A 13,413-nucleotide genomic window follows, 5' to 3' on the forward strand; every position below is an offset into this window, starting at 1 on the left:
TTGTTATGTGCAAGCACCATGTCTGACCTCAATTTTTATCCCGTTCTTTTATATGTTGCTGAGTTTCCTCTGGCACAACATCCGAATACAAAAGCTCGAGTTCTTTAGGTTTTGAAATCATTTCGTCAGCGATAAAATTAAGCACATGAAAAAGTTTGAGAGCTATATCTCGGCCATCATCCAGGTCTATTTGACCTGGATGGACTGAGTTATTTCCGACGACACGAAGCAGGTCTAGTGCTTTCTGAATTTTTGGGCTCAATCCATCAGTGACGAGTTCTTTAATATCGTTATTAATGTTTTTCCCTGACTTGCCTAACTGCTTAAGAAGTAACTGAAGGGCTAGTCGCAGTAAGGCTGTAGCGCCTTTTGGTGAATCAACAACAATTGACGATGCTTCGACATATAGATCTTGAATCTCTTGCTCCATATCTTCATTCGGTGGGGCAACAGAGGTTTGTTTAGGATAAACAATTTCTTGATTTACCCAGAGGGAGATATCTTCGCACGAAGAACAAGTAGCAACAGAGAAGTCTTTTGGTACAAACTCTGACATATGCTTTTTATTCGCTTCCTCTACTACACGGATATATTTGGCTATAGCTTCTTGATGATAATCCGTTATTTGCGTTCTGTAGTCATAAAAAACATGGTTCAGGATTTTGTTGGCGGCACTGCTAGAACTGCCAACATCAAACCAAGTTTGCTGTGAAGCCACTTGGCAATGTGGGCATTGAAACTTTTCGCTTTTGAATTTCGGGTTCAAATCCAAAATTAAACTCCCATCTTGTTGGGCACATAACAGTCTGTTAATGAGGCCTTCAGCCTAATTATAATTATTAGAAGGTATACCTTTTGATTTTTCCCGTCAACTCCAGCATGCCATGTATAACATTGATTTTCATATAAAAACCACCTCATCAAAGATCCTGTTGAGTTGCAAAAAAGGTATTTTTATCGACGACAGCCCGTCCAAAAGGTATCAGCATAGGCTTTCTGAACATTTCCAGGACGAGGTGTTAAAGATGGCAAAATCTCCTTTTCTCCAATCCGTCGAGGATTTCATGCGGGCTCAACGCTATAGTCACCGAACGATTGATTCCTGTACTGGATCAAGCTCTTTATTCTGTGCAGCGAAAAGCAGCATCCGTCGGTCCTCTGCGTTCAAGGAATTTGTATAACAGCCCCAACAAACCAACCCGACCCATTCCCAGAATCAACCCGACCCGGTAAAGAGACCAACCTCCACGCCTTGAAGATAGTCGGCTTTCCTTTCCCTTGATCCTTTCGCCTTGCTCCTTTGCTACTGTTCTCCCACGCTACCGCCCTGACAATGACGAAATGCAGTCCTGCGATGCAGGCAGAGCCAGGAAGAACGGAGGGATTGAGATTGGGGAGGGAGAGTTCACCCAGCCTGGCGTCCGTTGCTCAGCTGACGATTTGCTTTATTTTTGATCAAAATTCAGGCACCTGTACTCCGTTGGTGCCTTCAGCATAATGCCGAAAGCGGGAGCAAGGGGCAAGGGCTTGAGAGCAAGGGCTAGATCAAGAAAAAAGGGGCTAGGCGAAAGGTTAAAAAAGCAACAGCCTGATTGGTGATTGGTGATTGGTGATTCGTGATTCGTGATTCGTGATTCGTGATTCATCATGGCGACGTACCGCCGCACGGTGCCATTCGTACCACCGGGATAACAGAGCGGCTTTAATTCCCCTTATGACGCCGGCGAGCACTAAGGTCATTGTGCGATCAGGCCTGAAAGGTCGATACAGGGACTGTATCGACGCCGATTAGCACATGGATGTGCGTCAGCGGCGCCCGTCGAATGGCGTCAGAGCGCAGCAGCAAGGCGTCATCGGGGCTTTCTTTGCATACTTTCTTTGCACGAGCAAAGAAAGTATGTCGCCGACAGGCGAAATACACCCTCGCAGAAAACCCATAAACGCCCACCAGCACGGTAGTTACCAGAACCCGCAACCTCAAATTCTGAAGCTAAGTGTCACCCATGTTATTGAACAGAACTGTTACCTATGTGGGTGAACTGTACCTGCCACAGCTTCGCTGCGGATGTTGGAATTCGCTGCGCTCATTGCCAACCTACATAGAGCCCGTAGCCTGAAAAGAGCCTGCGAATTACGGGTCATGCCCCCCCTCGGCGCCCAGCCGGTAACCAAAGGCTACCGACGCCTGGCCTCAAGCGCCTGCGCCAGCTTCCAGGTGGCGGCGATATTGCGGGCCGTGCGATACAGGTTACTGTCAGCATCTTCCAGCGCCTGGGGCAGTGTGACGACCCCCGGAACTATGCTGAACAGCGCATCGATACCATGAGCGTGCACCAGGTCCGAGTCCTCACTGACCGAGCCCGCCAGGGCGATGACCGGCACGCCGGCGCGCTGGGCACGCTTGCTGACGCCCACTGGCGTCTTGCCGCGTACCGTCTGGCTGTCGATACGCCCTTCCCCGGTGATCACCAGATCAGTGCCTTCCAGGTGGCGGTCGATTTCCACCGCATCCATCACTATATCGATACCGCTTTTGAGCCGCGCCTGGGTGAAGGCGAGAAAGGCACCGCCCAGGCCACCGGCAGCACCGGCACCGGGTGTGGCGTCTATATCCTTGCCGTGGCAGGCCAGCACCACTTCTGCAAAACGCCCGAGGCAGGCATCCAGCTGTTTCACCATCCGGGCATCGGCACCCTTTTGCGGGCCGAATACCGCCGAGGCGCCATATTCACCGGTGAGCGGGTTATCCACATCGCAGGCAATCTCGAACTGGGTATCGGCCAGGCGCGGGTCCATGCCGCTGGCATCGATACTGTGCAACGCCTGGAGCGCACCGCCACCGGCAGCTATGTCATTACCCTCTTTATCCAGCAGCCGTACGCCCAGCGCCTGCAACATGCCGGCACCGGCATCGTTGGTGGCACTGCCGCCCAGGCCGACGATAATATGCCGGGCGCCGGCATCCAGCGCCGCCATGATCAGCTCACCGGTGCCCCGCGTGGTCGCATGCCAGGGGTTGCGCTGCGCCATGGGTACCAGATCGAGCCCGGAGGCGGCCGCCGATTCGATTACCGCCGTGGTGCCATCCCCCAGGGTGCCCCAGCTGGCCTTCACGATCTTACCCATGGGACCAGTCACCTCGGCACTGAAGAGCGCACCGCCGGTGGCCGCCACCAATGCCTGGGTGGTGCCTTCGCCGCCATCGGCGACCGGCAGCAATACCAGTTCGGCATCAGCGAACACCGCCTGGAAGCCACGGCCAATAGCCTGGGCTACAGCTTCAGCGGACAGGCTTTCCTTGAATGAGTCAGGTGCGATCAGAATCTTCATGTGGGTTTTCCATCGGTCGGGATTGAAACCATAGTGGCACAGCGCGCGGCAAAGACGCTTTGGCCAGGGCAACAAATAACGCCAGCGCGCACTGCGGCTTTTTGTACAGTTGCACAATAACCAGCATTTAGGCCTGTGCCCGACAACTTTTCAGCCCGGGTTATGGCTCAGGCTGTAGAGTCGCAGGGTCACGAACAGCTGCAGCAGCTGATCGACAGACCCCAGATCGAGCTGCAACAGGGTGCCTATCTTGTCGAGCCGGTAGCGCAGGGTGTTACGGTGGATATGCAGCCGCGCAGACGTCCGTGCCAGGTCCATGTTTTCAGCCAGATAGGCCTCCAGTGTCTGTTGCAGGCTGCCGTTCTTGTCCTGCAGCAGAAAGGCTTCGAACTCGCGCAGCAGATGCTGACCGGCCCAGCCCTCTGCGGCATCCAGCAGCAGCAGATCCAGCGCCGATTCGGTGGCAAAGCTCAAGCTTGCGGGCACCGCCCTGCCCCGCGTCACCGCCTGCGCCTTGAGCGCACTGCGATAGGACTGGGCCAGGCCCTGGGGTCCGGAAAAATAACCGCCAACACAGGCCCGATAATGCACCCCATCGTGCTGCTGCAATGGCCGCAGGCGGGCGTCCATCTGACGCCGGAACAGGGCCTTGTCCATGTTTGCCCTGCCCCCAGCCCTGACAGCATCCGCGCCGCCCAGTGACACCGGCACCAGCATTACCATCTGCCGCGCCGTGGTAATGGCCAGCAAGGTGCCGGCACTGGCTGCTGTCAGCTGATGCTGCAACTGCTGCAACTGTGGCAGCGGAAGATCGGCGCCGTCCGCGGCCTGTACCAGCTCAAGCACCACCACCACCCTTGGCAGACTCAGATCCAGCTGCAGCCGGGCCACGCGATCATCGAAGAGTGAATCCGACGTGCCGCCCTCGATCAGGCGCAGCAACACACTCTCGCGCTGACGGCTGTCCCATTGCACCTGGGCGGTGAGCGCGGCCTGCTCCACAATCAGTTCGGCGGTCATGACCACCAGATCGGCGTAGCGGCGCACCTCCTGTGGCTCGCCGGTAATGCCCACCACACCAATAATGTCACCGCTGCTGCGGATCGGCAGATTCACCCCACCCTGCACACCGCTGAGCCGCCCTGCCTGATCGCGGGCAATATCCACCTCGCTCTGGCTGCTGAGCACATGTAGCGCGCCTTCGTGCAGCTGATCAATGCGCGCAGGGTCGCCGGAGCCGATGATGACACCGTGGTGATCCATCACGTTGACGTTCACGCCGGTGATTTTCATCGCCCGATCAACGATTTTCTGTGCCATCTGTCGGTCTATAAACATCGCTTTCACTCTGCTGTGCCACTTGTTCCCTGCCAGCATCATGACTGTTCACTTGCACAAAAAACAAGACGCCGGGGTGACTTTTTTCCGTCGTCTGAACGAAGCCCTGTAACAGTTGCGGGATGATAATGGCTGCAGTCCGAATCCCACTGCGCAGGTGCTCTAATGCGAAGAACCAAGATAGTTGCGACCCTAGGCCCATCCAGCGAAACTCCGGAACAGATTGCCCGCCTGGTACAAGCCGGCGTCGATGTGGTGCGGCTCAATTTTTCCCACGGCAGCGCCGACGAGCATCAGCTGCGCGCCGACCGGGTGCGCGAAGCCGCCCGCGCCCAGGGCCGTCATGTCGCTATTTTGGGTGATCTGCAGGGCCCCAAGATCCGCATCTCCCGCTTTGCCGATGGCCCTGTAACACTGGCCACGGGTGACCGCTTTATTCTGGATGCTGCAATGGCGAAAGACGCCGGCAACCAGGAAAGAGTCGGTATCGACTATAAGGAACTGGTGGATGACTGCAGCGCAGGCGACATCCTGCTGCTGGACGATGGCCGCCTGGTGCTGGAAGTCAGCGGCGTACAGGGCCGCGAGATTCACACAAGGGTGCAGATCGGCGGCAAGCTGTCGAACAACAAGGGCATCAACCGCCAGGGTGGCGGCCTCTCGGCAGAGGCCCTGACCGACAAGGACAAGGCCGACATTCTGTCAGCGGCGAAGATAGGCGTGGATTACCTGGCCGTGTCCTTCCCCCGCAGCGGCGACGATATCCGTTATGCCCGCGAACTGCTCGAAGCCACCGGCAGCAAGGCCGGCATCATCGCCAAGATCGAGCGGGCCGAAGCGGTCAGCAGCACCGAGGTGCTGGATGGCATTATCGATGCATCCAACGGTGTGATGGTGGCCCGCGGTGACCTGGGCGTGGAGATCGGCGATGCCGAGCTGATTGGCGTGCAGAAACAGATCATCGAACGCGCCCGCAAGCGCAACAAGATCGTTATCACCGCCACCCAGATGATGGAGTCCATGATCAGCAGCCCGATGCCGACCCGCGCCGAGGTCTCGGACGTGGCCAACGCCGTGTTCGATGGCACCGATGCGGTCATGCTGTCGGCCGAAACCGCCGCCGGCGACTACCCGGTGGAAACCGTGGAAGCCATGGTGCGGGTGATCAATGGCGCCGAAAAGCACCCCAGCATGCACAGCTCCAAACACCGCATCAACCAGGAATTCACCCAGATCGACGAAACCATCGGTCTGGCTGCCATGTACGCCGCCAACCACCTGGTGGGCGTCAAGGCGCTGATCTGCATGACCGCCACCGGTGCCACGCCGTTGCTGATGTCCCGCATGAGCTCGGCGTTGCCGATCTTCGCCCTGGCGCCCAGCGGCGAAACCCTGCGTCGCGTGGCTCTGTTCCGCGGTGTGAATCCGCTGGCCTATGATCTATCCGGTCTGTCCAATGACCAGATCAACCAGCAGGCGGTGGATGCGCTCAAGGTACTGGATGTGGTGGCCGACGGTGATCTGGTGCTGATCACCAAGGGGGATTACATGAATGTACACGGCGGCACCAACACTCTGAAGGTGGTGCGGGTCGGCCAGCCGATTCACTGACCCTCCCCCGCGTAGCTCGCCCCGGCGCGCCCTTGCGCCGGGGGTGCTCTCGCCGTACCAAGCTGCTAGAGCACTTTCATCTTACATCGACCCATCACGATAGTTGAGAAGAGTATAAGGTGACCGTGTTGGAGCCAGTGCAGGCTGGAGTATCGGAGCGGTTTGAGAGCTCGTTTTGCGCCTTGCTGGCGCGTTACTTTCTTTACTCGTGCAAATAAAGTAACCAAAGCTCTTTACCTGGAAGAATGCGCCCCGATGAAGCCGTCTTGCTGCGCCTGACTCCAGAGTGCGGGCGGCCTGCCTTCAAGGCAAGGAGTGCACATCCATGTGCTATTCGGCGTCGATACAGTCCCTGTATCAACCTTTCAGGCCTGATCGCATAATGACCTCAGTGCTCGCCTGGCTTCATAAGGGGAACAAGAGCCGCTCTGCTGTTTCGGTGACAGTAGACAACTAGCGCACTTTCACCTTACATAGACCCATATCTGGCCACCTCGAAGCAAAGAAGTACTCAAAGTAACCTCGTTCGACAGATAAGTGTTTCGTGAAAATGCTCTAGAGCAGAATCAGCCCCACACAGCCGGCGGTCAGCGCCCCCATTAGCAGGTTGAACAGCCGCCAGTGACCCGCGGTTTTCAGCAGGCGCCCTAGCGCCACCCCAAAGCCGGCCCAGAGTGCAATGGACGGCAGGTTCACCAGCCCCATCACGCCTATCACCACGATCACAGATGCGGTGAAAGCATCCCCACCCAGCGTAAAAGACGCTATCGCACTGATCGCCATCACCCAGGCCTTGGGATTGGCAAACTGAAACGCCGCCGCCTGCATAAATGTCATGGGCCTCGCCTCAGCGCCATTAAGCCGAACCCTGTTGGGCGGCGGTGCACTGGCGATCTTCCAGGCCAGCCACAACAGATAGACACTGCCCACCAGCTTCAAAGCCTGCTGCAACACCGGCCATTGCTGAAACACCGCATTCAGCCCCAGCGCAACCGCGCTCATCAGCACCATGACCCCAATCGAAATTCCCAGCATATGGGGCACAGTGCGGCGAAAGCCGTGGAGCGCACCCGAGGCCGTCAGCATCATGTTGTTAGGGCCGGGCGTCGCCGACATGCTGAATGCAAACAGCATCATCGGACCCACCAGCGCCAGCAATTCCGCTACGGGCGCGCTCATGCCCCTTCTCCTGTTGAAAGCCCTGCTGACAATTGCGCAACTCGGCCACACGCTGAGGCCGCACCCGATGGCCCTTGGAATATATTTTTAGCGCTCGGTCTTTTGATCAATGGCATGACTCTCCCTCCCCCGCTCTTGTGCATCGCAATTGCGCATAGCTGTTTTGAATACGACGGCGAACCTATCTAATTGTATGGGTACAATCAGGCGTTAATTCGCGATTTAGGTTAAACAATATCGATAGAAGACAGTATTATCCGCCAACAAAGAGGGTTCAATTGTAGTTTTGTCACGCATACAATTGATTATCACCCCGACAAACCCTGCAGAGGGCCGCACGGCCGGAGAAGAAAATGACTGTTCAGCAACGTGCACAATCGCGCTGCCACTGGCTGCCAGAGCTGGAACGCCACAGCGGCCCGCTGTACAAGGCGCTGGTCGATCAACTGGCCCTGGATATCGCCGATGGCAACCTCAAACCCGGTGATCGCCTGCCACCCCAGCGCCTGCTGGCGGATGCGCTTCAGGTAACAGTGGGCACCATCACCCGCGCCTACCGCGAAGCAGAACGCCGCGGCCTGCTGGAAGCAAAGATCGGCAGCGGTACCCGGGTGCGTGCGCAACAGACTGAGGCTCCCGGCTTCCGTCACCTCTCCGCCGCCGGCCAAGACAGCATAGACCTGTCCCTGAGCACCCCGATCGAGACGCCTCTGCGCCAGCAACAACTGTCCGCGCTGATGGAGCGCCTGGCCGGCAGGCCGGATGTGGTCGAGGCGGCGTTGCACTATCAGCCCGAGCAGGGCAATAGCGCGCAACGCAGCAGCCTTGCCCGCTGGCTCAGCGCCCAGGGCCTGCCGATGGCGGCGGACGAACTGATATTGACGGAGGGTGGGCAGCATGCGGACTTTCTGGCGCTGCAGGTGCTGGTACGCCCCGGCGAAGCCGTGGCCTCAGATGCGCTGACCTACCCCGGCATGATTGCCGCCGCCCGCCAGCTGGGGCTGAAACATCTGCCCGTGCCCATGGATGGCGAAGGCATGCGACCGGATGCCCTCGAGCGGCTCTGCCAGCAACAGCGCATCCGCCTGCTCTACCTGATGCCCGAGCACAACAACCCCACCGGGGCGCAGATGAGCCAGGCCCGGCGTGAAGCCATAGTCGAGATTGCGCGGCGCTACGATCTGTTGCTGCTGGAGGATGGGGTTCAGTACGTTGCGCCTGAGCATCGCGGCCAGGCGTTCTACCAGCTGGCGCCGGAACGCGCGCTCTATATTTTCAGCGTGTCCAAGATTCTGGCAGGTGGCCTGCGTTTTGGCGCCCTGCGCGCCCCCGCCAGCCTGATCACCCAGCTGAGTGCCGGCCTGCGGGCCCAGTGCTGGGCCAGCTCCAGCCTGCCGGGCGCCATTGCCTGCGAATGGCTCGCATCCGGCATGGCCGAAACGCTAATTGACTGGCAGTGGCAGGAACTGGCGGCTCGCCAGCAACTTATGCGCGAATGCCTGCAAGGATATGAACTTCACTACCACCCCTGCGGTTTGCACGCCTGGATGGCACTGCCGGCCCCCTGGCGGGCGGGCGATTTTGTCCAGCGTGCCGCCGAACGCGGCGTCACTCTGATCGGCGCCGAGCCCTTTTGCGTCGGCAGCCAACCCGCACCCCAAGCGGTACGAATTTGCCTCACCCCGCCGCCAACCCGTGATCAGCTAAGGGTGGCGCTGGAGCGCCTGAGGGAGCTGCTGCACGAAGGCCCGCCGCTGAAAGCCCTGCTGGTGTGACTCACATGCATTCTGCCGACCGCAACAAGAACGGCTAGCGGCCGTTTTTGTGGCTGGGGTTACACCCTGTCAACCCTGAGCACCTGCCGCCTTTCATCACTGACGGGGGGTTACTCAGGTCCAGCAACAACAATGCATACGCCAAAAAGTAAATATTATTCAGGAAGCCTTAGCCTTCGCTGAAAATAGAAAATACACCCAAGCACTTATTATACAAATGTTTTTTAAACAATAAGCACAAAAAACACCGTCATTCGCCCTCAAAAATCTGCATGGAAATCTCCAATTAACGCTGTTGACCCCGATATTAATCGTGTATACGCTATTTATTGGCTTTCCAGCCTCGCCTGAAATTTTCAGTCTCTGAACGGGAAGCCCTTGTTACTGCATGCGTAGCGGTACCCTATTCCCCAAAACGAGGCAGGCCCCACCCAGGCACTGCCCATCTACTGAGGTATTTACCACCTGATAGCCGAAATGCCCATAAGCACTCTTTCAGTGCCAACGGCGTCTCCTTCACATCACCATGCCAGTCCTTAACCGGACTCTAATAACCACAATATGATCCATGGAGTGTGCTCGAATGAACTTTACCAAAACCCTGTTGCTCTACTCGGCCATACTGGGGGCCCAACTTGGTCTTGCACCTTTGGCGTCTGCCGATGAATTCCCCGCAAAACCCATTTCGGTGGTCGTGGCCTGGCCCGCCGGCGGTGTCCACGACACCGCTGCGCGCATCGTTGCCGAGCACCTCGCCAAGCGGCTGCCGACCCCGGTAATCGTTACCAATGTGACCGGCGCCGGTGGCTCCACCGGCGTGCGCCATGTCGAGCAGGCCGATCCAGACGGCTACACCCTGGGGCTGATGGGCATGCACGCCCTGTCACAGAACTACATGAACCCCAATGCTACCGCGCTCAGCGACCTTGACCCCCTGGCCTACCTGGGCCCGGAGCCCGGCTCGATTCAGGTCAGTGCGGACTCCGGCATCGAATCGCTGCCCCAGTTGATCGATACCCTGAAACAGGAGCCAGGCTCCATCATCAATGGCAACGACTCCCCCGGTGGCTTTTCCTACGTCATGGCCGCGATGATGGAGAGCGCACTGGATGTAAAACTGACCAAGGTGCCCTATCAGGGCTTTGCGCCTACCGTTGCCGCCATCCTTTCAGGCGAAGTCATGTCTTCGACGCTGCCGGTGCCCCAGCTGGCCGAACAGCACAAGTCCGGACAGGTGAAAATCCTCGGTGTGGCCGCTGAACAGCGCCATTTCTTCGCACCCGATGTGCCGACCTTCAAAGAGCAGGGGTTCGATTTCATCGCCGGAGACTACTACATCTTTTACCTGCCCAAGAAGGTGCCTGAAGAACGCCGCAGCCGCCTGGAAAGTGCGCTCTATGAAACCCTGCTCGACCCGGCCTTTCAGCAGGCGGCACACAAGGCGGGCCTGATTCTCGACCCCCGGAACAGTGTCGACACCCAGGCCTTTCTGGCCCAGCAAGACGAAAAGGTCTACCCCATTCTGCTGAGCGCCGGACTGGTAAAAGCGCGTCAAAAATAACCAGCGGAGGACCGGCAGCCTCATCCGCTGCCGGTATCAAACATGAAAGCGACCAACGAACCTGCAACCTCCGCACCCTTGTCACCGCCGCCGGGCTGGCTCAATCTGGGCGCCGGTCTGTTCTTTCTGGCCTGGGCCCTGCTCGGCTGGCTGTCACTGCTGGGCACGCCCGAGTTGACGGCCACCCTCGGCAAAGGGCCTGATCCCGGCCCGGCGCTGCTCCCCGTGGTGGTACTGACACTGCTGTCTGTCGGTGGCCTGGCCATTGTCGGTCACAGCCTTTACCGCAGCTACGGTCGGTTTGGCCCCTGCCTGGTGGCCTGGCACCGACACCGGCTGGCCGTGGCGCTGATCGCAAGTTTGGCTGCACTGCCGTCACTGATGTCATGGATCGGTTTTGCCGCCGCGGTTTTCCTCACCCTGTTTAGCTGGATCTGGGCGCTGGGCCTCAAGCAGTCGCAACCTGGCTGGCGCATCGCCCTGATTGCCCTGCTGAGTTCGGCCGTCATAACAGGGGCCTTTTACGCTGGCTTCGTCGTTTTAATCCGGGTTCCGTTTCCCGGGCTTTGAGGAGGGCCCAATCATGTTGTTACATGAATTCGCCATATCTATTTTCGCCATATTGTCCGATCCCAACGTCCTGCTGCTCGCCATCATAGGCGTCGCCGTGGGTATTATTCTGGGCGCCCTGCCAGGCGTCAGCTCGACCATGGCGCTGGCGATTCTGTTGCCGCTGAGCTTCAGCATGGAGCCGGCATCGGCCATTCTGTTTCTGATCGCGGTCTTCGTCTCCAGCGTCTATGGCGGTTCAATATCGGCGATTCTGATTAACATACCGGGAACCCCCGGCGCGATCGTAACCCAGCTCGATGGCTACCCCATGACCCGCTCAGGACGCGCCGGCCACGCCCTCACCTATGCCCTGATTGCATCAACCCTGGGCGGGCTAATGGGACTGCTGCTGCTGGTGCTGCTCGCACCAATGGTGGCATCCGCTGCCATGAACTTTCGTAGCCCGGAGTTTGCGATGGTGGCGGTCTTCGGCCTGGTGCTGCTGGCCTATGCATCCAGCGGTTCAACCCTGAGGGGCATTCTGGTGGGCGCCATTGGCCTGATCTGCGGCATGGTGGGGTTTGACAGGGTGACGGATGCCCCGCGCTTTGTGTTCGAAACAAGCTTCCTGCAGGCCGGCATCGACCTGGTTCCCTTGACCGTGGGCCTGTTCGGGCTGGCCGAGGTGATGCGCAACCTGTCCCCGTCTTCCTCCGGCAAGATGGATCCGGTGCCGCCGGTCACAAGCCTGTTTCCGCCCTGGCGGGAGCTCTGCGGACAATGGAAGGCGATGTTGCGCGGCTCTTTTATCGGCACCTTTGTCGGCGCCATACCCGCCGCCGGTTCCGCCATCGCCGTCGCGATCGCCTATGCACAGGAGCTGCGCTTTGCCCGCCAGCCGGAGCGTTTTGGCAAGGGTGCGCCCGAGGGCATCGTCGCCCCGGAAGCGGCTAACAGCTCCAGTATCGGTGGCGCCATGGTGCCCATGATGACGCTCGGCATCCCGGGCGATGCCATGACGGCGGTCCTCATGGGGTCACTGCTGATCCATGGCCTGAGACCCGGACCGCTGCTGTTCAGTGAAAATCCGCTGTTCGTCTCTTCGGTTTACGCCGCGCTCTTTATGGGTGTCATCCTGACCCTGATTATCGGATTGATGATGCTGAAATGGATCGCCGTCGTCATGCGGGTACCACAGCGTATTCTGCTGGCCGGCATCGCCGTGCTGTGCGTTATCGGCTCCTTTGCGATCCGCAACAATCTGTCCGATGTCTATGTGATGCTGTTCTTCGGTGCCGTCGGTTACCTGCTCTATCTGCTGCGACTGCCGGCGGCCCCACTGGCGTTCGGCCTTATTCTGGGCCCCATCCTGGAGGAGAATCTCAGACGCAGCCTGATGCTGAGCCGCGGCTCCCTGTCGGTCTTTATCGAGCGCCCCATCGCCTGCTCGCTGCTGTTGCTGTCGATTGCGGCAATCTTGCTGCCCTTGCTGCTGCCGTACCTGACACGTCTGCGGGACAAGCGCCGCAAGGCCCGCGCCACCCCCGCAATTGAGTCCTGAGCAACCCGAGCAAACAGTAAACAGTCCTCTCTAAAGGAAGCAGCGCCTGCCGAATCATTCGCCAGGCGCTGCTTCCTTTCCCGCTGTTGAGTTTGCTTACCTCCATCGTAGCCAGCAGACTGAGGCTACCCCGCACTATGGCGCCTCAGGCGCGCATCCGTACTGGCCGGAGAGTCTGAAACGCCAGCCTCAACACCCATCAAAACACGGCAGAATCATCCGGCACCGGCATCGCGCTCAGGGCGGCCACACCAAGCCTGATGACAGGCGAGAGCATTTTCATCTTACATCGGCCCATTGCGATGGATGAGACGAGATTAAGGTGACTGTGTTGGAGCTTGTGCAGGCTGGGGTATCGGAGCGGTTTGATGGCTCATGTTGCGCCTTGCTGGCGCGTTACTGGCAAAGAAAGCAACCAAAGCTCTTGACCTTGAAGAATGCGCCCCGATGAAGCCTATTCGCTGCGCTCTAAGATCATTCAGCGGGCTGCGGCTTTCAAGGTGAGG

9 protein-coding genes are annotated in these 13,413 nt (G+C 58.5%); 5 read left to right on the forward strand and 4 right to left on the reverse strand.

Annotation, left to right across the window (positions count from 1 at the left end; all coding sequences use genetic code 11):
* Window positions 1-28: 28 nt before the first annotated feature.
* The 3 genes from A8C75_RS16250 to A8C75_RS16260 form a co-directional block, all read right to left on the reverse strand.
* Window positions 29-772 carry a DUF4145 domain-containing protein gene (locus A8C75_RS16250; protein ID WP_067384786.1) on the reverse strand — a complete coding sequence of 248 codons (744 nt, stop codon included), beginning with the start codon at window positions 770-772 and terminating at the stop codon, window positions 29-31.
* A 1,403-nt stretch (window positions 773-2,175) separates the two neighbouring features.
* Window positions 2,176-3,330 (reverse strand): glycerate kinase, encoded by a 1,155-nt coding sequence (locus A8C75_RS16255; RefSeq protein ID WP_067384789.1) that lies wholly within the window; start codon window positions 3,328-3,330, stop codon window positions 2,176-2,178.
* A gap of 150 nt (window positions 3,331-3,480) precedes the next feature.
* Entirely contained in the window at window positions 3,481-4,668 is a 1,188-nt protein-coding gene (locus A8C75_RS16260) for a sugar diacid recognition domain-containing protein (RefSeq protein WP_067384792.1), read from the reverse strand.
* A gap of 165 nt (window positions 4,669-4,833) precedes the next feature.
* On the opposite strand from A8C75_RS16260, the gene pyk reads away from it, so the two are divergent.
* A complete protein-coding gene (gene pyk, locus A8C75_RS16265; protein ID WP_067384795.1) occupies window positions 4,834-6,279 on the forward strand; it encodes a pyruvate kinase in 1,446 nt (481 codons plus the stop codon).
* 555 nt (window positions 6,280-6,834) lie between these two features.
* Here the strand turns inward: pyk and A8C75_RS16270 are convergent.
* Window positions 6,835-7,458 (reverse strand): LysE family translocator, encoded by a 624-nt coding sequence (locus tag A8C75_RS16270; protein WP_067384798.1) that lies wholly within the window; start codon window positions 7,456-7,458, stop codon window positions 6,835-6,837.
* 353 nt (window positions 7,459-7,811) lie between these two features.
* Between A8C75_RS16270 and A8C75_RS16275 the strand changes: the two genes are divergently transcribed.
* The 4 genes from A8C75_RS16275 (at window position 7,812) to A8C75_RS16290 (ending at window position 12,907) form a co-directional block, all read left to right on the forward strand.
* Window positions 7,812-9,233 (forward strand): aminotransferase-like domain-containing protein, encoded by a 1,422-nt coding sequence (locus A8C75_RS16275; protein WP_067384801.1) that lies wholly within the window; start codon window positions 7,812-7,814, stop codon window positions 9,231-9,233.
* Between the two features lie 583 nt (window positions 9,234-9,816).
* Window positions 9,817-10,794, forward strand: coding sequence for a Bug family tripartite tricarboxylate transporter substrate binding protein (locus tag A8C75_RS16280; protein WP_157890313.1), 978 nt, complete (start codon window positions 9,817-9,819; stop codon window positions 10,792-10,794).
* A 42-nt stretch (window positions 10,795-10,836) separates the two neighbouring features.
* On the forward strand, window positions 10,837-11,364 hold the full coding sequence (locus A8C75_RS16285) for a tripartite tricarboxylate transporter TctB family protein (RefSeq protein WP_067384807.1): 528 nt from the start codon (window positions 10,837-10,839) through the stop codon (window positions 11,362-11,364).
* Window positions 11,365-11,377: 13 nt separating this feature from the next.
* On the forward strand, window positions 11,378-12,907 hold the full coding sequence (locus A8C75_RS16290; RefSeq protein ID WP_067384810.1) for a tripartite tricarboxylate transporter permease: 1,530 nt from the start codon (window positions 11,378-11,380) through the stop codon (window positions 12,905-12,907).
* Window positions 12,908-13,413 lie beyond the last annotated feature (506 nt).

The sequence above is a fragment of the Marinobacterium aestuarii genome, from assembly GCF_001651805.1.
GTDB classification, from domain to species: Bacteria; Pseudomonadota; Gammaproteobacteria; order Pseudomonadales; family Balneatricaceae; genus Marinobacterium_A; species Marinobacterium_A aestuarii.

Coding starts and splice junctions, on each gene's coding strand:
- A8C75_RS16270 (WP_067384798.1), bottom strand. CDS start 7,458: ATGAGCGCGCCCGTAGCGGAATTGCTGGCGCTGGTGGGTCCGATGATG.
- A8C75_RS16260 (WP_067384792.1), bottom strand. CDS start 4,668: ATGTTTATAGACCGACAGATGGCACAGAAAATCGTTGATCGGGCGATG.
- pyk (WP_067384795.1), top strand. CDS start 4,834: ATGCGAAGAACCAAGATAGTTGCGACCCTAGGCCCATCCAGCGAAACT.
- A8C75_RS16290 (WP_067384810.1), top strand. CDS start 11,378: ATGTTGTTACATGAATTCGCCATATCTATTTTCGCCATATTGTCCGAT.
- A8C75_RS16275 (WP_067384801.1), top strand. CDS start 7,812: ATGACTGTTCAGCAACGTGCACAATCGCGCTGCCACTGGCTGCCAGAG.
- A8C75_RS16255 (WP_067384789.1), bottom strand. CDS start 3,330: ATGAAGATTCTGATCGCACCTGACTCATTCAAGGAAAGCCTGTCCGCT.
- A8C75_RS16280 (WP_157890313.1), top strand. CDS start 9,817: ATGAACTTTACCAAAACCCTGTTGCTCTACTCGGCCATACTGGGGGCC.
- A8C75_RS16285 (WP_067384807.1), top strand. CDS start 10,837: ATGAAAGCGACCAACGAACCTGCAACCTCCGCACCCTTGTCACCGCCG.